Annotated in this window: 20 protein-coding genes; 10 read left to right on the top strand and 10 right to left on the bottom strand. The window is 56.6% G+C overall.

The features are described from left to right. Positions 1 to 103 precede the first annotated feature (103 nt). Both JQR86_RS10410 and JQR86_RS10405 read left to right on the top strand, forming a co-directional pair. Entirely contained in the window at positions 104 to 2521 is a 2418-nt protein-coding gene (locus JQR86_RS10410) for an ELM1/GtrOC1 family putative glycosyltransferase (RefSeq protein ID WP_312124636.1), read from the top strand. Positions 2522 to 2579: 58 nt separating this feature from the next. After that, complete coding sequence (locus JQR86_RS10405) at positions 2580 to 3347, top strand: aspartyl/asparaginyl beta-hydroxylase domain-containing protein (RefSeq protein WP_286788634.1); 768 nt, start codon at positions 2580 to 2582, stop codon at positions 3345 to 3347. 53 nt (positions 3348 to 3400) lie between these two features. On the opposite strand, the gene JQR86_RS10400 is transcribed toward JQR86_RS10405, so the two are convergent. The 6 genes from JQR86_RS10400 to lptF all read right to left on the bottom strand — a co-directional run bounded on the left by JQR86_RS10400 (position 3401) and on the right by lptF (position 9613). Continuing rightward, on the bottom strand, positions 3401 to 4171 hold the full coding sequence (locus JQR86_RS10400; RefSeq protein ID WP_434153531.1) for an aspartyl/asparaginyl beta-hydroxylase domain-containing protein: 771 nt from the start codon (positions 4169 to 4171) through the stop codon (positions 3401 to 3403). Positions 4172 to 4238: 67 nt separating this feature from the next. Continuing rightward, positions 4239 to 5207, bottom strand: coding sequence for a hypothetical protein (locus JQR86_RS10395; protein ID WP_434153530.1), 969 nt, complete (start codon positions 5205 to 5207; stop codon positions 4239 to 4241). An 8-nt stretch (positions 5208 to 5215) separates the two neighbouring features. After that, entirely contained in the window at positions 5216 to 6142 is a 927-nt protein-coding gene (locus tag JQR86_RS10390; RefSeq protein WP_010798125.1) for a diacylglycerol/lipid kinase family protein, read from the bottom strand. 37 nt (positions 6143 to 6179) lie between these two features. Continuing rightward, the gene (locus tag JQR86_RS10385; RefSeq protein ID WP_074825498.1) at positions 6180 to 7364 is read right to left on the bottom strand and encodes a CDP-alcohol phosphatidyltransferase family protein; all 1185 of its coding nucleotides are present in this window, start codon (positions 7362 to 7364) and stop codon (positions 6180 to 6182) included. A gap of 105 nt (positions 7365 to 7469) precedes the next feature. Continuing rightward, positions 7470 to 8543, bottom strand: coding sequence for an LPS export ABC transporter permease LptG (gene lptG, locus JQR86_RS10380; protein WP_286788633.1), 1074 nt, complete (start codon positions 8541 to 8543; stop codon positions 7470 to 7472). Continuing rightward, complete coding sequence (gene lptF / locus JQR86_RS10375) at positions 8540 to 9613, bottom strand: LPS export ABC transporter permease LptF (protein ID WP_286788632.1); 1074 nt, start codon at positions 9611 to 9613, stop codon at positions 8540 to 8542. Before lptF ends, lptG begins: the two co-directional genes overlap by 4 nt. 148 nt (positions 9614 to 9761) lie before the next feature. Here lptF and JQR86_RS10370 point away from each other — a divergent pair, with 148 nt between their 5' ends. Then, complete coding sequence (locus JQR86_RS10370) at positions 9762 to 10544, top strand: phosphocholine cytidylyltransferase family protein (RefSeq protein WP_286788631.1); 783 nt, start codon at positions 9762 to 9764, stop codon at positions 10542 to 10544. On the opposite strand, the gene JQR86_RS10365 is transcribed toward JQR86_RS10370, so the two are convergent. Both JQR86_RS10365 and JQR86_RS10360 read right to left on the bottom strand, forming a co-directional pair. After that, the gene (locus tag JQR86_RS10365) at positions 10535 to 11365 is read right to left on the bottom strand and encodes a nucleotidyltransferase family protein (RefSeq protein WP_286788630.1); all 831 of its coding nucleotides are present in this window, start codon (positions 11363 to 11365) and stop codon (positions 10535 to 10537) included. The genes JQR86_RS10370 and JQR86_RS10365 overlap by 10 nt on opposite strands. Further along, positions 11349 to 12437 carry an N-acetyltransferase gene (locus JQR86_RS10360; RefSeq protein ID WP_434153529.1) on the bottom strand — a complete coding sequence of 363 codons (1089 nt, stop codon included), beginning with the start codon at positions 12435 to 12437 and terminating at the stop codon, positions 11349 to 11351. Before JQR86_RS10360 ends, JQR86_RS10365 begins: the two co-directional genes overlap by 17 nt. Before the next feature lie 292 nt (positions 12438 to 12729). On the opposite strand from JQR86_RS10360, the gene JQR86_RS10355 reads away from it, so the two are divergent. The 6 genes from JQR86_RS10355 (at position 12730) to JQR86_RS10330 (ending at position 19254) form a co-directional block, all read left to right on the top strand. Next, positions 12730 to 13179, top strand: a complete 450-nt coding sequence (locus tag JQR86_RS10355) for an HIT family protein (protein WP_125889038.1) — start codon at positions 12730 to 12732, stop codon at positions 13177 to 13179. Positions 13180 to 13221: 42 nt separating this feature from the next. Continuing rightward, positions 13222 to 14970: a fatty acyl-AMP ligase gene (locus JQR86_RS10350; protein ID WP_286788629.1), complete on the top strand. Its 1749-nt coding sequence runs from the start codon at positions 13222 to 13224 to the stop codon at positions 14968 to 14970. Between the two features lie 4 nt (positions 14971 to 14974). Next, positions 14975 to 15889, top strand: coding sequence for an NAD-dependent epimerase/dehydratase family protein (locus JQR86_RS10345; protein WP_286788628.1), 915 nt, complete (start codon positions 14975 to 14977; stop codon positions 15887 to 15889). Between the two features lie 37 nt (positions 15890 to 15926). Continuing rightward, positions 15927 to 16190, top strand: a complete 264-nt coding sequence (locus tag JQR86_RS10340) for an acyl carrier protein (RefSeq protein WP_010798135.1) — start codon at positions 15927 to 15929, stop codon at positions 16188 to 16190. Next, positions 16174 to 17376, top strand: coding sequence for a serine palmitoyltransferase (gene spt, locus JQR86_RS10335; RefSeq protein ID WP_434153528.1), 1203 nt, complete (start codon positions 16174 to 16176; stop codon positions 17374 to 17376). The genes JQR86_RS10340 and spt overlap by 17 nt, the downstream gene beginning before the upstream one ends. A 168-nt stretch (positions 17377 to 17544) precedes the next feature. Further along, positions 17545 to 19254, top strand: coding sequence for an ABC transporter ATP-binding protein (locus tag JQR86_RS10330; RefSeq protein ID WP_122042676.1), 1710 nt, complete (start codon positions 17545 to 17547; stop codon positions 19252 to 19254). A gap of 44 nt (positions 19255 to 19298) precedes the next feature. Here the strand turns inward: JQR86_RS10330 and JQR86_RS10325 are convergent, their stop codons facing one another. Both JQR86_RS10325 and JQR86_RS10320 read right to left on the bottom strand, forming a co-directional pair. Further along, the gene (locus tag JQR86_RS10325) at positions 19299 to 19850 is read right to left on the bottom strand and encodes a GNAT family N-acetyltransferase (RefSeq protein WP_434153527.1); all 552 of its coding nucleotides are present in this window, start codon (positions 19848 to 19850) and stop codon (positions 19299 to 19301) included. A 68-nt stretch (positions 19851 to 19918) separates the two neighbouring features. Beyond that, positions 19919 to 20704, bottom strand: a complete 786-nt coding sequence (locus JQR86_RS10320) for an exodeoxyribonuclease III (protein WP_010798139.1) — start codon at positions 20702 to 20704, stop codon at positions 19919 to 19921. Positions 20705 to 20915: 211 nt separating this feature from the next. On the opposite strand from JQR86_RS10320, the gene JQR86_RS10315 reads away from it, so the two are divergent. Beyond that, entirely contained in the window at positions 20916 to 21611 is a 696-nt protein-coding gene (locus JQR86_RS10315) for a TerC family protein (protein WP_434154885.1), read from the top strand. The last annotated feature ends 80 nt before the right edge of the window (positions 21612 to 21691 follow it).

Raw genomic sequence — 21691 nt, 5'->3', positions numbered from 1 at the left:
GCAAGAGCCTGTTCAATCTGAACAGGGGAACTATAGTTCTTCCGTCAGCAACCAAGGCAGGTTGTACAGCTGTTCTGCCTCAGATCGAAGCATAAGAGGACGCATGACTTTCTTTGCCTGGAAAGCGCCGCGCGCTATACGTAAGTGGAAACTGCCCCGTTCGGAAAAAAACCGAGTGTCTCCCTCCACCGCTTCGGTCGGAATATCCGGTAGCCAGGCTGCCCATGCACCCATGGCGGTTCCGCATATTGTGCCGATTGTGTTGGAAGCAAGGGCAGGGGCACCCGAACAGCCAGCTGTACGTATTTTCCTGGGAACCGAGCCTGCACAATACCGCGCCGAGCGGATCTTCGTGTATTCGTTGGAGCAGGTGCGCAATCCTGATCGGCGTTACGAGGTTTACCGCATGACCCGTCTGCCGGGCTTTGATGAAAGCCGCTGGCGTACCGGGTTTACGAATTATCGATTTGCCATTCCGGATCTGGCCGGACGTCATGGGCGCGCCATTTATAACGATGTGGATCAGATCTATACGGCTGATCCGGCGGACCTCTTCGACCAGCCCATGGGTGAGCATGGTTATCTAGCGTTAACCCCAAACGACACGGCCGTCGCCTTGATCGATTGCGCGCGCATGATCGATGTCTGGAATTTTGATAAGGCACGTCGTGAAAGCAAGAAGGCCTTGCACGCCCAGGCTGCCGAGAAACCCGGCCTGTGGGGACAGCTCGACCCCGTCTGGCATGCGCGTGACCTTGAGTATGAGCATGGCCGTTCCAGATTGCTGCACTACACCACGCTGCACTTGCAGCCCTGGCGGCCAACACCTGAGCAATACTCCTATCAGATCAACCCGTATGCCGAGTATTTCCTGAGCCTTGAGCAGGCGGCCAATGCTAAAGGTTACGAGCCTTACACCATGGCGAGTCCTAGCCCAGACTTTAACGCAGCCTGTCAGACGCTGGCATCGCCTGCTGCGTCTCTGCCATCGGATGTCCTGTCCTTTGCAAGCGCACTGAGCGGCAACGATATCGCCTTCGTAGGGCATTGGACTGATGTTCATAAGGACTCACTGGCTACGACCCACTACCGCTTCGAGCAATTGCGCCAACCAGACCTGCCCAGCCATGACCTTTTGGCGGTCAGTGGTCTTGAGCATCTGCCACCGGAAGATGTGCCCTGGCTCGTGGACCGGCTGTTCAGGCTTAGCCGCGGTTTTGTCTACATCCGGACAGGACTGGGGACGGATGAGTCACTCATCAGCTCGATCAAGGGATGGCGGGCACTGCTGCGCCGTGTGTCCCAGCGCTATCCGGATCGTTGCTGGCAGCTTGATTGCGAAGACGACAACGGCACCTTGCAGCGTTATCTGGCGGACTTCCCGTTACGTTCCCGACGGGCAGAGGCGCTGCCCAGGGTGTGGGTACTTCTGGGCCAACATGCGGGCGATAATGCACAGCTGGTTGCCATTGCCGAGTCGCTTGGCTGGCCATATGAATGCAAGGAAACGCGGTTCAAGCCGGCCAAGTATGTGCCGGGTGCCTTGTTGCAGGGCAAGATGGCTCAGTCCGCGCCGGGTCTTGCCGCGCCCTGGCCGGATCTTGTCTTGAGTTCGGGACGACGTACAGCACCGGTGGCGCACTGGATCCAGCGCCGTTCCGAGGGGCGGAGTCGTCTGGTAGTCGTTGGGCGCCCACGCGCACCGTTATCCAGCTTTGATCTGGTCCTGACCACACCTCAATACAGCCTGCCACTACGGGACAACGTAGTGGATTTACCCGTGCCCTTTATCCAGAATCAGATACCGTCTGACCAGGAGCTGGCGGTCTGGAAAGAGCGTTTTGCGCATCTGCCGCGGCCCTGGGTCGCCATGTTGGTAGGGGGAAGCAGTATTCCTTACGAACTAGACAAGGCCGCAGGGCGAACGCTGGGTGCCCAAGCCAGCGCTGCTGTCCGGGCCAAGGGGGGATCGCTTCTGATTTCTACAAGCCCCCGTACCGCAGAACCGGTTACCCAGTCGCTATTAGAGGCCATCGAGACGCCGCACTGGTGTTACCGTTTCGACAAGGGTAGCGATAATCCTTACCGGGCATTGCTGGCGTTGGCCGATGCCTTCATCGTGACCGGCGAAAGTGTCTCCATGCTGACAGAGGCTGCCCTGACCGGCAAACCGGTTGCAGTTTTCCCATTACCGGTACGGCGCCATTTCAAGGCGCGTGTGCATCATGCGCTTGAACGCAAGCTGGGCGTGATTGACCGGGTGGCAGGTAGCCGTGGCACGCCCCGGCAGCAGAACAAGACCGGACGACTCTACGACAGTCTTGTAGAGGAAGGACTCATCAAGCGTGAGCGAAGAATCGAGGAAGTTCATGTAGCGCTGGGGCTTTTGCCTTTGCCGCAGGGACTTGATCAAGTGCCAGGTCTGTCGCCAGCACTTATGGCTACCTCGCGCCAGCGTGCTATCGAGGCCGTACGGGCCGTGATTACAGGCGAGCGGGCCTTGTCGGCAAATCGCATCTAGGCGCATACATGCAGGCGGTCCGCTGGGCCGCATCGAATACCGTCAGGACACACGTACAATGACCAACGCCGCACCTCCTGTTGCCGCTAAAACAAAAGTCAAACGCAGCGCCCTCTACCGGACCGGTAAAAAGCTGCGGCCCGCGCTTAACAGCTATCTGGCCAAAAATTCTCTGGTCGGCGATCCGCCTGTATTCGATAAGCAGCTGTTTCCCTGGACGGCCTCGCTGGAGCAGCATTGGGAGGGTATACGACAGGAGGTACAACAGCTCTTGAAGGGCATGGGTTCAATTCCTGCGCTTCGCGATATTTCGCCTGATCACCGCAGAATTGCCGAGGGTAATAGCTGGCGCTCCTATTTTCTGTGGGGGTATGGCTACAAGATCGAAGAGAATTGCCTGCGTTGCCCAAAGACCACCGAGGCCTTGTCCGTAGTGCCAGGTCTGAACAGTGCTTTCTTTTCCATCCTGACGCCGGGTGCGCACATTCCACGGCATACCGGAGTGACCAAGCGCATCATGACGTGTCACCTAGGACTGCTGACGCCCACTCCACGTGAAAATTGCCGCATTCAGGTAGGGGATGAAATGGTCTATTGGGACGATGGCAAATGTATCGTGTTCGATGACACCTATCCCCATGAGGTCTGGAATGAAACCGATCAGACCCGGGTCGTGCTACTGATCCAGTTCAAACGGCCATTGCGCCTTCCGGGACGGCTCTTGGGCGACCTGTTTTTAGGTGCAGTAAAGCGGAGCCCCTTCGTTCAGGAAGCACGTCGCAATCTTGCTGCGTGGGACGATGCTCAGAAATTGCTGGATGAATAACTACGTTTGAGTGGCGGCTCGACGCCAGGAAACGCCGAGCCGTTATTCTATTATTACGGCTCCAAACCACGTTCCCAGGCGCGATGGTTGCGCCGCGCATCCTGAATGAAGGGTGACCAGCGAATCAGTCGTAGGATGATCCGGTTAAGCAGCGAGCCTGGCCAAGCCAGGGGGCGTTGAATGTCTAGGAACAGTACTACGCGAACGCCATCGGTCTCGTTCCAGACCTGATGCCGGTAGGTATCGTCAAAGATCATGCATTTACCGGTTTCCCAGTGCCGGGTCTCGCCACCCACCTCGATACGGCACTTTTCTTTCGGCTCGGGGACGACTAGCCCCAGGTGAGCCCGGAGCAGTCCGTTGTAGGGACCGCGGTGCAGTGGGATGTGCTTTCCAGGCTCCAGAATGGAAAAGAACGCCGTGAACATGCCTGGGATGGACTCGATGATGCGAGTTGTCTCCGGGCAGCGCAGGCAATTGCCATCCATCTTGTAGCCGTATCCGTACAGGAAGAAGGTTTTCCAGCGATCATCCTGGGTGATGTTTTTCTGGTCCTTGGAGATGTCCTGAAAATTGGGAATCCTGTGCTTGTTTTGCAGGACTTCGTTCAGCTCGGCACGAATCGTTTCCCAGTGGGTTTCCAATTCAGGCACCCAGGCAAACTGGCCGGCATCGATAAAGGGTGTCGTTTCTACCCTGGAGTAGTGCTTGATCGCTTTTTCCAGGCGCTTGATGATCCAGAGGCCGATCGCCACACTGGGGCGGTGCTTTTTGCGTTTACGTTTCTGAGTAGACAGCGTGGCGTTGTCCTGGGTCTTTTCCACTCTTCACCTCGTAGGCAGTGCCGCATGGTTCCTGATGCAAGCGAAGAGCGCTCCGCTTGCGTTCGATTTAGCGTAAACGACGTTCCCTCAATAACCGCCACAGCAACGGCCAGCCGAAGATCAGCGGGTAGCGGCGCAGCCGAGGCGTTACCTCAATTGGCCGGCCCATATGCCGTTCTAGCTTCCAAGCGATGTAGTCCACTCCATTCTCGAATGTGAAAACGGACTTCATGAGCCGAAGAATATTCAGCATTCGTCCCTGACGCCGCCGGGTGCTCCACATCTGTCGGCTTTGCTGCAAGCGCTCGCGGGAAGGCATATGCGAATAAAGATCCTCTTCAAACGCTATTCGATGCATGCCGGAAAAGTCACTGACAACGGCTGCCGTTAACTGACGGTAGTAGGTTTTATCATAATGAACCAGCTCGGCAGGCCGACTTGCGGCTTCTGGACGCAGTTCAGTACCGTAGCTCAAGGCAAGGCCCGTTTGCCATAACTGTTCACTGCTAAAGCGTTCCGGCATCGAGGGCAGTGTTTGTTCCACTAACCTCAAGACGGCGTAGCCCAGTGCCTGATAAATACGCTGCCGTATCGTGTCGTCCCGGCAGTACACCAGGCGAGACGGCTGCGCAAACCGGCCCCATAGATAGCTCTGGAACCAGCGGGCAGTGCCGCGCTCCAGATCCTTCAGCGAGAGCACAGCGCATTTGGTTTGCAGCACTTCTCCTTCTGGCGTTCGGGCTTGAAGCATGAAGACATTAGGCGGTAGCCATGCATTAGCGGCCCTAAGCAGCGCATTGGCATGTACCTCTGCGTAACTATCGACAACGGCATACAGGTCAACGATGCCTTCGGCCGGATTGCCACTTCGCAGGCAGGAGCCATAAAACAGTACGCCAACAACGGACGCGCCAAACCTTCTCTGGACCGCTTCACACAGGCAATCGAGTTCCTGGCGTACCGGTTGCCCGCTTTGCCTGGCGATTACCTCAAGCAATGCCGGTGAAGGACGGGGGAGCGGGGCAAGATCTGGCATGGCCGGCCTCAGTAAGTTAGAAAGCGCAGGGGAGCGGTGGTTGAAAGACGAATCGGGCAAGTAGCCTCGAACTGTTCGCCGTCCAGAAGAAAATGTGAGCTGCCCTCAAGACTGAGTGTGCTGAGGTTACGACTGATATAGCCGTCCCGCTCATGCGCGACCGATTTGCCGCGACCGCACAGCAGGAACGGTAGGACGCGTATCAGCCGTCGCGGCTGATGCTCGACGGCTGTGAAATGCATGGGGGCCGCTTCGGTGCCCCAATACGGGCGGCAGCCGATCAACAGATTATCGAGCGTTGACGCGAGTACCAGAAGCCAGCTGCTGCTCCAGTCATGCGTGTCGGTTCTCAGTGACGCGGGTGTGGCTGGGAGAAGTGGATGGGGTTTGCTGCGCAGCAGCGACAGCAGCATACGGATAAAGGCCAGGGCAGGGCCTAGCGCACCGCGTACACCCGTTGGGCGAACATGCTGATGAAAATACCGGACACCGCTCAGAATCGCTCCCGTGCCGAAAAACATCCCGTACTGTGGCCCGCTCGTCTCGTTGCCCTCGACCTTTATCGCGGCGCGCTCCACCTGGCGCGGCGCCGCTCCCTGGCCCTCCAGCCAGGCGCGCAAGGCCTTCAGTACGGCCTCAGGTTTCGCCCGTGTGCCCAGGTCGGCGGCACTCATGTTTGTGGTGCCACCGGCAATTACCAACAAGGCAGGTAAGGGCGTGGAGGACGTTTGTAGCAGAGCCGTTAGGACGGCTTGTAACGTGCCGTCGCCGCCGATTACAACCACAAGTTCTGGTGAGGTTCCCTGCCATTGAAGCAGCGCGCGGGTAATATCCGCTGGTTCTGAAGCCTCATGCAACATGACACCGGGCAGGGTGGCAATCGATGCACGTAAAGGCTGCAGACGCCGACGAACACGACCGCTTAATGGATTCATGAGTATCCCGATCCGTTTCGGTACGGGAAGTTCGTATTCAGGCATCGGCCAGCCCGGAGCGGGGAGCAAATAGCCGAACCACCGGACGATGCCCTTCAGCCTTGAGGTCGATCTGGCTCAACCACGGCTGCAATTCAGCACCGCGTCGCCGCAACGTAATGGCCCATATGACGCGCCACGCCAGAACAAGCGTCGAGATGACTGTCCAGGCTGCCACCAGTAGCAGTCCCACATCATTGGCCCCAGCAGCCCATGCCAGCGTGAGCAGCAAGAGGTTGGGATTGCGACGGGCCGTAACCAGTCGGTTCAGCGAGTCGAAGGGTTTCCAGAGGAACATCGAAAAAGGGGCGGCAAACTTGAACGAGCCTTCGCACAGGCGTCCTGCTACATAGCCAATAAAGATAGCCCAGAACACGAGAGAAAGCGGCAGGCTGTAGCTCCAGGTTGCAGCAAGGCCCATACCCCAGGCGATGTACCAGAGCGGGGGGTGCACGATGTCGAGGGCGTGGTCGAAAATATTGCCAAAGCGGGTCGAGGTTACCGTTACGCGGGCAAGTTTGCCGTCCACGGTGTCGAGAAAGGTCATGATCCAGCCGGCGATCAGGCCCAGGCCGAACTGCCCGTTCCAAAACCACCAGCCGGCCAGGATGGCCAGCACATAACTGGCGGTCGTGACGTGGTTAGGACTCAGGCCCAGACGAACACACAGGTGGGTCACCCAGCGTGCCGGCACAGGCCAGACGCCGCGGGTGATAAAGTCCGTTACACCCTTGTACGCACCATTGAACAAGGACTTTTCCAGGTGCTGGCGGTTGCTTTGGGTGATTCTTGCTACCCAAGGCTGATCGAACTTGCGCAGCTGGGTCTGTAGGCCGGAGGCTACGGTGTCAGGTTGCGCAGGACGTAGCTGAGCGACAGCAGGTGCATTCAGGTCGGCCACGCCAGACAAGCGCGAGGCGGAGAGTCGGGCCGCGACAACCGCGCCATCCCGAGGGTCCTGCAAGGCAACGTCTTGGGTATCCAGCAATCCTCTTAATACCCGGTCATCGTAAAGGTAATCCTCGCGCAGCAGCAGAACATCACCTTCAGCAGGAAGCGCTTCGCCGGGGCTGGCCAGATGCGCCTTGGGAAATTTCTTCAGGATTCTTCGCAGCCGCTCCCGTGAGGTCAGGCCCCACAAGATCACCTCGCAACGGCCTACCAGATGGACCTGTATCGTCATAAGTTCTGCCTTAGTCCACGCAATGGATGTGTTATTTAAATTATTAAGCCTTGCGAGCCCTGTCTGACGAGGGCCGCCGCCTGTTTGGCAGCCTTTCGTACCGCCTTATCGTTTTCTGTCGAACCGAAAAATCAGGCTCATCGAGAATACCAGCATTAACAGCGCCGGAACGGTTCCCACCAGAACAGGAACAAGTCCGAACAGAATGCCCAGGTTTACAATAATCTGATTGGTCAAATAAACCAGCAGTCCCGTCACTGCGCCAAGGGCCAGCTTGCTGCCCAGCCCGGTGGAGCGTACCTGGCTAAATGAAAAAGGCACTGCCAGCAGTATCATGGCCAGGGTCAGCAGAGGTGTTCCAAGCTTTTCCCATAAGGCCACTTCATACTGGGCCGCTGGTTGCGCGGTATCCTTCAGGAATTCGATGTAGTGGTAAAGCTGCCGGGAGGAAAGACTCTCCGCCGGAAGCGCAACCTCCTGCAGGCGCGTTTCAGGCAGCACTGATTGCCAAATCATCTGATCCATGTGCTCGACCGTCTCGTCACCATCGACCCAGCGCTTTACCGTCACATCATGCAGCTGCCATATCCCCTTGGGCTGAATGTCGGCATAGTTGGCAAACAGATACTCCTTGAGTACCTCGTCGCCGTCAAAGCTGAACACTTCGATATGGGTAGGAATCCGTCCCAGGCGCAGCCCGCCTACACGAACGAACTGCTGGTCCTTACGCCCCCAGATGCTGCCATCCTTGCCATTCCCTTCGACTGAGGCAATGGCATGTGCACGTAGCTGAATAGCGCTTTGCTGAAGAGGCGAGGCAGCAAACTCATCGACTGCCGCCAGTGCTACCGCAAGCAGCGCGCCGGCTAACACGGTACTCAGTCCGATACGAGCAGCAGAGATGCCAGCAGCACGCAGCGTGTTGAGCTCTTGCGTCAGAGCCAGCTGCCCCAGTGCAGCGATACCGCCCAGCAAGGCAATGAAGGGGCCGAGTTCTACCATGCGTCGAGGCAGCGTCATGGCGACTACCTCAATGGCCTGGACAAGCCGGTAATCTCCGCCGATGTCATCAAGCTCCCCGACAAGGTCCAGGGTACTGAACAGTGGCAGTAACAATGCGGCAGCAGCTATGAAGCCCATGAAGAGAGACTGCAACAGGTACTTGTCGATGATCTTCATGCCGTGCGGATCCGCTTCTTGCCTACGTCCCGCCGGATGGCGACAAGCAGCGCCAGCATCATGAGAATAGGGATCAGCCACATGCCGGGAAAGAGGGGCAACGAGCCATTGCCAACCATGCTCCGGCAAATGTCGCTGGCATAGAAAACCAGAGCAAATGCCGCCGTGACCGGTAGCATTCTCGCAAAACGGCCCTTGCGGGGAGCGGTATAGCTAAGTGGTATGGCAAAAAGTGCTAACAGTAGGGTGGTGATGCCTCGGGTCTGGCGCCATTGCAGCTCTGCTTGATCAGATAAGGCTGACGAAGTTGCGAGGGCACTGCTGGGTGCGGCCTTGCGTCGATACTCGGCTGTTTGTGCAACCGGCGCCAGGTGCAGGGTCATATCCTTGAAAAGCATGGTCTGGTCCCGGCTGCCCTGGCGCTCCAGCGAGTAGGCAGTACCCTGTTCCAAGGACAGAACAGGGTCTTCCGGATTAGGGTCTGTAATCAATGCTTGGCGGGCCCTGAACAGGTGGGCTCTTTCTGCGCCGCTGTCGTAGATCAGCACATCCTTTAACGCGCCTGAGTCAGGCTCGATGTGTTTTGCCAGGATCATCCGACCATTGTCTTCATTGACGTTGAAGCGTTCGGCCTGCAAATGATTGACGTCCAGATCCGTTTTGGACTGCTGTTCGAGTCGATAAGCGTTGTCATATGCCCAGGGTCGGCCATAGAGGGAAAGACAGGCAACGGCGATCGCAACGGGCAGCGCAATCAACAGGATGGCTTTATACAGGCGCAGCGGGCTGACACCTGATGCAGCAATAGCCGTCATTTCCGTATCGTGGTACAAACGTCCCAGGCTCAGGACGACCGCGACATAAAGCGCTACAGGGACAAGCACTTCGAGCGCAATAAGTACCTTGTAATAGACGATATCCAGAACGACACTCAGTGCCAACGTGCCATTCGCAGCTTCAGCCAGATAGCGTTCCGAGGAGTAGCTGGCAAAAATGAAGGTAAGAATGCCCACCATGGCCAGTAAAGGACGGCATACCTCGGAAATAACATAACGCTCAATTAGACGCATGAACTCTGGAGCCTTCTGTGGTTCCAAAACACCCGCCGGTTACTATACCGTTTATTCATACGTAACTGGCTGAATAACCATCCTTAAATGTTTGGCCGGGGTTTGGCTGCTTCGAGGTGGTTAAGTTCCTTCCTGTTAGGAGACGGCATTGAATCATCTTGAACGGAATGAGCCCAGTCGGGCGATCATTTTAAGCGCGGGGCAAGGACGTCGGCTTCTTCCTTATACTGAAAACAAGCCCAAGTGCCTTATCGAGCTTGAGGGGCGTACGGTTATCGAATGGCAGATCGATGGCCTAATGGCCGCAGGAATAGAAGACATTACGGTTGTCGTAGGCTATGAGGCGGGTCAGGTAGAGCGTGTATTGAGTGACCGTTATGGTGCAGGCGTCATCCACACGCTGTTCAATCCCTTTTATGAGGTTGCGGATAACCTGGCCAGTTGTTGGATGGCGCGCGAAGCCATGCGTGATGATTTTCTGCTACTCAATGGCGATACGCTGTTTGATCTACCGGTACTCAAGCGTCTTCTGGGTACGTCGCCGCGGCCTATCACACTGGCCATCGACCGCAAGCCCTCCTATGACAGCGATGATATGAAGGTCTGTCTCGAAGGCGATCAGCTGATGCGTGTGGGCAAGACGTTGCCGTTGCCAACGGTCAATGGCGAATCAATTGGCATGATGTACTTCCAGCCGGAGGGGGCCGTTCTGTTTCGCAAGGCGCTTGAGGACAACATGCGCAAGCCTGAAGCCCTGCAGCGCTGGTATCTGAGCATTATCGATGAAATCGCTCAGCAGACCGGCCAGGTTTTCGTACAGTCCATCGAAGGACTGAGCTGGGGCGAGCTGGATTTCCCTCAGGATCTCGAAGCTGCCAAGCACAAGGTGCATACGTGGCAGATGGCGACATCAGCAGCGGCTCAATACTGAGCCGCTTCACGCCCGACTCTTTCTGACAGGATCGTCTCTACCAGTTGACGGTCCGCTGGCGTATCCACATCAACTGCGGCCTCGGCAAAGGGCAGCACCACCGCGCCAATTCGCATGTTCAGTTTGCGTGACAACCGCTCCAGTGCCTGCTCCAAGGTCAACGTCCCCGCCAGGTAGCGAAGCACTGCCGTCCAGCCCAAGGCACCTGTAATGACTCGCCATGGTCGCTTGCGCTCCTGCTCGATCCGTCTCCAGAAGGGAGCCAGCTGATGGCCGCGCTCCGTCATAAACGCAAACAGGTTGCAGCCACAGAAAGGGCCGTCCTTGAGTTTGATTGCCGTGCGGCGATTTCCGGGAAAGCGCGCCTTGACTGTTTCCAGGCGAGCGACGCCCACCACAAAATCACATCCGCTGCGCCGGGCCTCGGTTAGGAAGTACTCAACCATGTCCGGCGTCAGCAGTGCATGGTCGGCAGTCGTCAATAACACCGGTTGCGTTGGATCTTCCCCCTCAAGGCCGAGCGCGGCGCTGGCGCTGGGGGAATTCGCATGGCTCAGCCAGTTGATTTCACCGGCTTGCAGCCATGCTTCTACCTGAGGTTCCTGGCGCAACAGGGCGCGGGTAGGGCCTATGAGCGTAATGCGCTCCACCAGAGGGCTTGAGCGCAGAGTGCTAGTTACACGGCGAACCATCGGAATGCCGCCTACGGTTGCCAATGCCTTGCAGTCCACACCGGCCGCCATTGCCACTGCGTCCCCGTCATGTCGGTCAGCGGCCAGAACCAGTGCCGAAAAAGGTTTGGATTCAGAGCTGCTTTTCATAGACGCGGTATCGCTTGTACTGGTGGGTGCCAATCTGCTCGAGAATAGTGCGCATGCCGGTATTGCTTTCCAGAATCCAGGACATCTCCAGGGCTTCAAGGCCGTGCCTGACGAAGGGTGATTTGAGCGCTTCGATCAGGAGCAGCGCCAGCGTAGGACCGAGGCGGCTGAATTGATGTTCCTGACGTACCCCCATCAACGGTACGCGCGCTGTGGTTGGCTTGCGAATCTTGAGTCGCCACACCAGACGCAGCCAGCCAAAGGGCAGGAGTTTGCCGTTGAGTGGCCTGATCACCTCATTCAGGTTGGGCAGGGCAATGATGAATGCGCTGGGCTTGCCATCTACTTCAGCAATGTACAGCAGGTCATCGGGCACCAGCAGCTTGAGGTTGTTACCCATCTCCCGAAACTCGGCTTCGGTAAAGGGAACGAAGCCCCAGTTGTTAGCCCAGGCATCGTTGAAGATATCGCGCAGCGTCTGCATTTCTTCGGCGAAACGGCTACGGTCCAGCGTTCGGATGCGAACACGCCCACGGTAGCGATCCATCATACGGCGCATGGTCGGCGTAAAGTTGAGCTCGTCCGTACGCATCCAGTACGCCAGAAGATCGGCAGCGGGCCGGTAGCCATTGTTCTCCAACTGCTGGCTGTAGTAAGGGTGGCCATGACCCATCATGAACATCGGCGGTGTATTGAAGCCTTCGACGAGAAGGCCACTCTCTTCATTGATGGTCAGGCTGAAGGGGCCTGTAATACGACGAGCGCCTTGCTCGAGCAGCCAGGCTTCAGCCGTATCGATCAGTGCCTGAAAGACGGTCGGATTATTAATAGCTTCAAGCATGCCGAAGTGACCGGTGTCCTGACCATGACGCTCTCGATGGAGCGTGTCCACCTGCGCCGTGATACGTCCTACCGGCTCGTGGCCTGACCAGGCGATCCAGGCCCGCCATTTCAAATGTTCGAATACGGGATTTTTTCGGGAGAGGTGCTCGTGGCGCTCGAAATGCAAAGGTTCGACCCAGTTCGGGTCGCTCTTGTAGAGGCGGCCCGGGAAACCGATAAAGGTCGCCATATCCGTCTTGCTGACAACAGGTCTAACTTCAATTGTTCGTTTGATCCCGGAAGTAAGTTGGTCCACATGAAGGCCTTTGGCTTGGTTAGCTGAACGATGCTTCGCGTTGCACTAGAAACATGCTTCCTTACATACACACATTACTTCTTCCCACGGCACGATTATGCGCTTATGGTTTACGAATGTTTCAAAAAATAACAAGCATTAGTGATTCGAATAGGCTTTCAAAGCAGCGCATAAACATTTAACTTCCGTAGCCGAACCTAATCATACGATGATCAATGGGGTCTGGATGGAATCGACTGATGCGTTGAACGCCACCATGAAGAAGTTTGGCGCTCCTGATACTGTGATTCGTGATTACCGCTATTGGGCGGTGCTGTTGCGACCCCAGCAGGTAACGTTGGGCTCTCTGGTATTGATTGCCAAGGAGCAGGTAACGACCTTTGCCGAGTTGAGTCCGGCAGCATTTGCAGAGCTCAAAGCTGTTACTGTCGACATTGAAAGCACTTTAAAAACTATCTTCAACTACGACAAACTGAACTATCTAATGTTGATGATGGTCGATCCAGACGTCCATTTTCATGTAATACCTCGTTACAAGAGTCCCCGTACTTGGGCTGACCGGGAGTTCAGTGATAGTGCCTGGCCAGGACCCCCTCAGCTGAATTCATCGATTGAGTTTCAGGAGGTCGACAACATTAATTTACGTGATGAACTGATGCGCTGCTGGCCTTGCTGATCGGCCCGCTGCATGCGATGTGCTGAAAGCAGGACCAAAGGGATGGCCGAACTGTACATGTCTGCAACACTAACTCAACACGGTTTACCTCAGCGCCTGGCTGATTTTTCGACGTTGTCGGAAGCGCTTGATTATGCGGCTGAAGGTGAAACAGGGCTGAACTTCTATGATGGCCGTTGCCGCCTGACGGCTGTTGTACAGTACGGTGCCCTCAGAAGAGAGGCTCTCAAGGTCGCTAAACGGCTTCATGGTTTGGGCCTTGAGCGGGGAGATCGGGTTGCCCTGATCGCCGACACCGATCTGTCCTTCATGGAGGTTTTCTACGGCTGTCAGTACGGCGGCTTTGTGCCCGTTCCGCTGCCGATTCCCTCGGGGCTAGGCAGTCACGATATCTACGTCAAGAAACTCAAGGGACTCCTCAAAAGTTGCGAAGCCTCTGCCGTATTCGCACCGGCCGAGTTGGTCAAGTTTGCCGAGGAGGCCGCTGAGCAGCCGATGCGATTCATCGGTACGGCCAAGGAGCTCTCCTTGCGCCCGCTTATAGCAGTCGAGCTGGCGCCTTCCCGTGCCGATGAGGTCGCGTATTTGCAGTACACCTCCGGCAGTACCCGTTTCCCGCGTGGTGTCGTTGTAACGCAGCGGGCTGTGATGGCGAATCTGCAAGGCATTACGCGAGATGGCCTGGGCGTTCAGCCGGGTGATCGCTGCGTCTCGTGGTTACCGTTCTATCATGACATGGGGTTGGTCGGATTTGTCCTTGGCCCGATGGCGTCCCAACTGTCCGTTGACTATCTGCGGACTCAGGACTTTGCCATGCGTCCCAGGCAGTGGCTGAGTCTGATCAGCCAGAACCGCGGTACGATTTCGTTTGCACCTCCTTTTGGTTACGACATTTGCACGCGCCGTGTTCGCGAAAGCGATATGGAGCGTTTTGATTTGTCCAGCTGGCGCATCGCAGGTATTGGAGCCGAGCCTATCAGGGCAGAGGTGTTGAACCGTTTCGCCATGCAGTTCGAACGGACGGGCTTTGATCGCAAGGCGTTTTTGCCCTGTTATGGACTGGCGGAGAGCACCCTGGGCGTCAGCTTCGCGCGTCGTGATACCGGTATCCAGACGGACCGTATCAATCGCTGGGAGCTTGAGCACCATTCCCAGGCCATTCCTTTCGACGGGCCGGACAGCAACGCCAGCAGCTTTGTCAATTGTGGTGCGGCCCTGCCCGGACATACGCTTGAAATCCGTGATGACAACGGACATGCCTTGCCTGAGCGTGCAATCGGTCGTATTACCCTGAAAGGGCCGAGCCTGATGTCGGGTTATTTCTGCGACGAAGAGTCTACCCAGGCAGTCATGAGCCCTGAAGGTGATTGGCTGGATACGGGAGATCTGGGCTATCTCTCCAAGGGTGAGCTCTATATTACCGGTCGCCGCAAGGACTTGATCATTGTGCGCGGACGTAATATCTGGCCTCAAGACATTGAGTACCTGGCCGAATGCCAGCCGGATATTCGCCCCGGCGACGTCATTGCCTTTCTTATTCCAGGCGAAGAGGAGCCTCAGGTCGTCGTCCAGGTTCAGTGCCGTATCATGGATCTGGAACAGCGTGAGCATTTTGCTCAATCGCTGACCAAGCTCATCAACAGCGAGTTTGGCCTTACCTGCCGGGTGGAGCTGGTGCCGCCTCATTCATTACCGCGTACGTCCTCCGGCAAGCCCTCGCGAGCCGAGGCACGCAAGCGGTTTATCCAGCAGATCGAGGCTGATTGCGGCCTCTCTCTTGCTGCTGGATAAGCCTTTGACCGCTCAGGTTGTCGCCCTCACGGGGGCGACAGGCTTTATCGGAACCATCTTGCGCAAGCGTCTGGTTGAAGCGAATCTCACGGTACGCGCTCTAAACCGACGCGAAGACGGCCCCCGCGACGGTGTCACCTGGATCAAGGGTTCCCTTGAGGAGCCTGATTCACTTGAGCATCTGGTAGACGGGGCGGACATTGTTATCCACCTTGCCGGTGCCGTTAGAGGCAGCACGCCCCATCAGTTCAACCGGATCAACGTCGACGGCAGCGCCCATCTGATGGAGGCTGTACGGCGGATTGGTGCAGGCCGGCGGTTTCTTTTGATGTCTTCTTTAGCGGCTCGGCATCCAGAGTTGTCCTGGTATGCAGCCTCCAAACGTGAGGCAGAGCAGGCTATCCAGCAACGGGCCGGCGACCTTCCGGTTACGGTATTCAGACCTACCGCAGTTTATGGGCCGGGCGACAAGGAGATGCGGCCACTCTTCCAGTGGTTGCTGCGTGGCTGGCTATTGACGCTGGGTGAGCAATCCGCACGCTTGTCATTCATTCATGTGGAAGATCTCGTCCGCGCTGTGGTGGCCTGGGTCGGTGCCTCGCAGGTACACTCGGCTACCTATGAACTCAGTGATGGTCATCCTGACGGCTATGACTGGCAGAGCATTGCCGAGATTGCTAAAAGAGTTCGCCAAGGGCCGGTGCGTAAGGTTACTGTGCCTGCCGCAGTGCTTGAGGGAATGGCACAGGTCAATCTGTCCCTTTCCCGCCTGACACGACGTGCACCCATGCTGACACCCGCCAAGGTAGGTGAGTTGAGACATCCTGACTGGTCATGCAGTAATGCAGCCGTTGAGCAGGCACTGGGATGGCATCCAAATATCCTGCTGGAGAAGGCTTTGCAAGAGCGTAGTTTCTGAAAGGCCTAGGGCATTCATTCCGTTTAGGGACTTAGTCATGACATCCCAAGAAAAAATACTAGAAAAGATCTTTGCTTACCTCAATCGCCTTGCGCCTCCCGGTACGCCTATTCATCCCGACATCGATCTGATTCAGGAGCTTGGCCTGGACTCCATCAAGGTCATGGATCTTCTGATGGAAATGGAAGACGAGTTCGATATCTCCATCCCGCTCAATGTCCTGACCGATGTCCGAACCCCCGCGCAACTGGCACATGCTGTCATCGCCTTGCTGGAGCCTGCAGATGGCACTGTTCGATAAGTTCAACAAGCTGGCACAGGAACGTACCGCTCTGATCCAGGCGGAGCCCAGTCCCTTTGGTACGCGCATCGACGAAATCTATACGCCTACTGAAGGACGTATTGGGCAGTGGCGTGTAGTGCTTGCGGGAACCAACAATTACCTGGGGTTGACCTTCGATGCTGAATGCATCAAGGCTGCCCAGCAGGCGTTGGAACATGAAGGCACTGGTACGACCGGCTCGCGCATGGCCAATGGCAGCTACGGCAGCCACATGGCACTTGAAGAGGAATTAGGTGATTTCTTTCAGCGCCGCTCGGTCATTGTATTCTCGACAGGCTATCTGGCCAACCTGGGCATTATCGGCACCCTGGCGGGGCCGGACGACATCGTGCTGCTGGATGCCGATTGCCATGCCAGTATCTATGATGCCTGCCGCATGGGTGGGGCACAGGTCATTCGCTTCCGGCATAACGATGCCGCCGACCTGGAAAAGCGCATGCTTCGCCTGGGCGAAAAGGCCCGTGATGCGATCATCATTGTAGAAGGCATCTACAGCATGATGGGTGATCAGGCGCCACTCAAGGAAATCGTCGAGATCAAGCGTCGTCTGGGTGGATATCTGCTGGTTGATGAAGCGCATTCCGTTGGGGTGCTGGGTGCCAACGGCCGCGGTCTGGCCGAGGAGCTGGGCGTCGAGGACGAAGTAGATGTCATCCTGGGTACGTTCAGCAAGAGTCTGGGTGCGATTGGCGGCTTTGCAGCAAGCCAGCACGCTGAGTTTGATCTGCTTCGTTATGCAAGTCGCCCTTATATCTTTACAGCGTCACCTTCGCCTTCAGTGATTGCTTCCGTGCGTACGGCGTTACGTAGCCTACGTACCCGTCCCGAGCTTAGAACGCAGCTTTGGGACAATGCACGACAGCTGCACAAGGGATTGTCGGCGTTAGGCTATCGGGTAAGTTCAAGACCGAGTCCTGTCATTCCGGTCATACTGGGTTCGCCCAAGGAGGGCGTTGCCTTCTGGGAAGCGCTGATCGAGCAGGGCGTTTATGTGAATCTAGTACTGCCTCCGGCCAGCCCCAACGGGGATGCGCTGGTTCGCTGCAGTGTTAGCGCGGCGCATACGCCAGAACAGATCGACCAGATCATTGCTGCCTTTGCAACGCTACGTGATGTGTTTTCGACCGCGGCGCAAGTCAGCTGACGTGTCTGCCTTACGCCGCTTTCACAGGGGTAAGGCAGATCAAGAGTTTATGAACCAAGCTATAGGCTCACAGGGATACGGAGCTGGATTACCCCTTTGTAGTCTGGCGATAGGTTGAGCCGTGCGCTCCCTATCCAGTTAACCGAGCCCATCGCTAACGGATATACCATGCGGATTCTTTTTGCTTACGGCCGGGCTTACCCGGTGCGTACGTTTCTGATGTTGATAAGCCTGCTGCTGGCAGGTATCGCGGAAGGGGTCGGCTTGACGACCTTACTGCCGCTACTCTCCATTGCCCTGGGTGATCAGGCGCATTCTGACTTGGCCAATAAGGTCATTCATGTCCTTGGGCTGGTGGGTCTTGAGCCTACGCTGGTAACGATGCTGGTCGTGATCGTTGTGGGGCTGACGCTGAGCAGTACATTGGTACTCTTGGGTAACCGTCAGGTCGGTTATGCCGTAGCCCATGTGGCCACTGACCTTCGAATCGATCTGATTCGTGCGTTGCTGGGGAGTCGCTGGGAATACTACCTGCGTCAGCCTGCCGGTGCGCTGGCCAATGCTGTAGCGACCGAAGCCTATCGTGCCTCGACAGGATATGAGCATGCGGCCAACATGTTGGCGCTGGTCATTCAGGCGGTTGTGTATGCCGTCATTGCGTTCATCGTTTCGTGGAAGGCAACGCTGGTTTCGCTCATCCTTGGAGGTTTTCTCCTGATGGCCCTGCAGCGCCTGGTAAAGACGTCCCGACGCGCCGGCAAGAGTCAGACCAGTCTCATGCGCGAGCTGCTGGCTCATCTGACCGATACGCTGGGGTCGGTCAAGCCGCTCAAAGCCATGGCGCGTTATGACATTGCCGATTCGCTGCTTCGCCATCAGGCAGCCGAGCTCAACAAGGCGATGGAACGTGAGGTCATGAGCCGTGAAGCGTTGCGTGCGCTTCAGGAGCCCATGCTTGCCATCCTGGCAGCCGCTGGGCTGTATGCGGCGCTGGTGGTCTGGAAGCTGCCTCTGTCGTCTGTCATGGTGCTCATCTTTCTGGTGGTACGGGTACTGGGTCTGCTTCACAAGGCACAGCAGCGCTATCATCGGATGGCCGCACAGGAGAGCGCCTATTGGGCGTTACAGGATTCCATCAACGCGGCGCTGGCGGATGCTGAGCCCAATGGCGGCACCCGCACACCGTCTCTGAAAAGCGCTATCGTGTTCGAGCAGGTGTCCTTTCATTACGGAAGCAAACCGATCCTGAGCGAGGTGGACCTTACTATTCCGGTCGGAACGTTCACCAGTCTTATCGGGCCGTCTGGCTCGGGAAAGACCACTATTCTGGATCTGATATGTGCGCTGCTGGCTGCCCAGTCTGGACGTGTCCTGATCGACAGTGTTCCGATTGAGGAGCTCGACAAGCGCCAATGGCGTCGCCTGATTGGCTATGTGCCGCAAGAAACCTTACTGTTGCATGACACCGTTCTGGCTAACGTTACGCTGGGTGATCCCGAGCTTACGGCTGCTGATGCCGAGCGGGCGCTGAAGCAAGCCGGAGCATGGGAGTTCGTGGAAAAACTCACCGGCGGTATGAATGCTGTCGTAGGGGAGCGGGGCGGACGTCTTTCGGGCGGGCAGCGTCAGCGTATCGTTATTGCCCGTGCCCTGGCGCATAACCCTCGTTTGTTGATTCTGGATGAGGCCACCAGTGCGCTAGATCCTGAGTCCGAAGCCGCGATCAGCCATACCCTGAAAGCGCTAACCCCTGGTATTACCATAATTGCCGTATCGCACCGGCCTGCACTGATTGATGTGGCCGATCAGGTGTATCGCCTGTTCGAAGGGCGGCTGACGCAGATCAAAAGCAATGAGCTCGACGAGGTGGCGCATTGACCTCTAACACGGATGCCGTCCGGTCTGCCCCGGAGGGCATCCGTTCAGACGCTGGCTGCCTCACCTTGTGGGCTACGGGTGAGTCGATAGAACATCATCATTTCGTCTTCCGTTTTCAGACCTAGCGAAGCGGTTTTGGAAAACAGATACTCGAAGCCGCTCTTGACCAGAACCCTGCCTGAGGCAGGATTGCGCGCAAGGTGATTGCCGCGCACCTCAATCAGGTCCAGCGTTTGAAAGCCAAAGTCTGTAATAGCCTTGCAGGCTTCGGAGCCGTATCCCTGATTCCAGTAATCCACGCCGATCCAATAGGCAACGATAGCGCGTCGGTCACGGATGTGATTCAGCGAAATGACGCCAATCAGCTGCTCTGTCTGTTTCAATCGAATGCCAAAGGCAGCCAGCTCGCCGGCTTCCCAGCGAGCGATGTGAGTAGCGATCCATGATTCGGCCAATCCATCGGGATACGGATGGGGAATGTGCGCCGTTACATCGGCAATCAAGGGCGAATTGGCCAGCAACTGAATGCGTGGCGCATCACTTGGCAGGAGCGGGCTTAATAGCAAACGGTCCGATAGGAGGGTAGGCTGATTCACGGTCTGTTTTGTGGCGATGGACAGATCCCGAATGTAGCATGGTGTCCATGACCGAATCGTGTCTTCGTCTATGGGGCCTTGAGCGTAATCCAGGTAGGAGCGTGATCACTGGCATGGGGCTGGTCACGTACCCAGCGGTCTACACCGGCATCCAGCAGGCGTGGCGCAAGTGATGCACTGAGCAGGAGATGATCGATACGCATGCCTGAGTTTTTCTGCCAATGCTGGCGGAAATAGTCCCAGAATGTATAGATGCGCTCGTTAGGGTGGCAGGTGCGCAGGGCATCGGTCCAGCCTTGTTCCAGAAGCTGCTCGAAGCAGGCTCGGCTTTCCGGTTGCAATAACGCATCTTTCTGCCAGGAGCGCGTGCTATAGATATCCTCATCTGTAGGAATGACATTGTAGTCGCCTGCAAGAACGACCGGATGACCACTTGCCTGCAGCTGGGCAGCATGAGCATTCAGCTTTTCAAACCAATCCAGCTTGTAGTCAAATTTAGGACCTGGTTGTGGGTTGCCATTGGGAAGATACAGGCAACCCACGACGACTCCATGAGCGACCGCTTCCAGATAACGGCTCTGGGGGTCGTTCTCATTACCCGGGAGGCCGCGTCGACTTTCCTGGGGCGTTTCGCCCTTTGCCAGGATAGCCACTCCATTCCAGGACTTCTGGCCCTGCCATAACGCACCGTAACCGGCATTCTGGATCTCATCGACAGGAAAACTGGCATCAGCCATTTTCAATTCCTGCAAACACACAATGTCAGGGGATTCACGGTGTAGCCATTCGAGCAGATGAGCACGTCGTGCCTGCAGGCCATTCACATTGAATGTGGCGATTTTCAGCGGTTCCACAAGAGCTCCTTGTAGCGGTAATGTCATCCACAATGCGTTGTAGGGATAGACGTATGACCTCGGCAGCAGTCGTTCTTTCCGGTCGTCTGCACTTCTTCATGAAACCTTTGGATACATTGAGGCTCCACAAGGGGTGTAAATCCTCACCGGCAGACTTTGCGTCTTCTGGCTCCGGCACCTTACGGCTGTCCTTGTTTCAAGGGAGATAATGTTGAATGAGCTAATGAATAATCCTGATCTTTGGCTTGCTGTTGGGGAGATCATTCTGATCGACATCCTCCTGGGTGGAGACAATGCCGTGGTGATTGCACTGGCCTGTCGAAAACTGCCCGAGGCGCAGCGAAATAAAGCCATTCTGGGCGGTGCGCTCGGTGCCATCCTGCTCAGGATCGTATTGATCTTTTTCGCTCTTGAATTGCTGACGTTGCCTTATCTCAAGCTAGTTGGTGCGCTGCTGCTCGCCTGGATCGGTGTAAAACTGATGCTGCCCGAGGGTGAGGACGAACATGCTGATTTGAAGGCAAGCCCGAAACTGCTGGGCGCTATCTGGACCATTATTGTGGCAGATGCGCTTATGAGCCTGGATAACGTTGTGGCGGTGGCAGGGGCGTCCCATGGCCAGCTCGAACTGGTCATTTTTGGAATCGTGGTCAGCATCCCGATCATTATTTGGGGGAGCAAGCTGGTGTTGCGCCTGATGGAGCGTTTTCCAATCATCATCAAATTGGGCGCGGCGCTGTTGGGCTGGATTGCGGGTGGAATGGCGGTGGCCGATACCAGCCTGCCTGCCTTGCCTTCATGGGCGCATTACGCAGCGGGTGTAACAGGCGCGCTGATCGTTGTCGCGCTAGGTACGTTGCTGGGGCGCTATCAGCAACATCGTGCGCTACGGTCAGGTGGTGCTTAAGGTGAGGTTAGCCTGGCGCCTGATAAAGCCCAGGCACCAGAAGTATTCACGAGAACGTGATAAGGCCGGGGATATCAGAG

The sequence above is a fragment of the Pseudomonas sp. JZ134 genome (genome assembly GCF_051027695.1).
GTDB lineage: Bacteria > Pseudomonadota > Gammaproteobacteria > Pseudomonadales > Pseudomonadaceae > Chryseomonas > Chryseomonas luteola.
The sequence above is the reverse complement of the archived record's forward strand: the minus strand, read 5'-3'. Positions and strand labels throughout refer to the sequence as shown.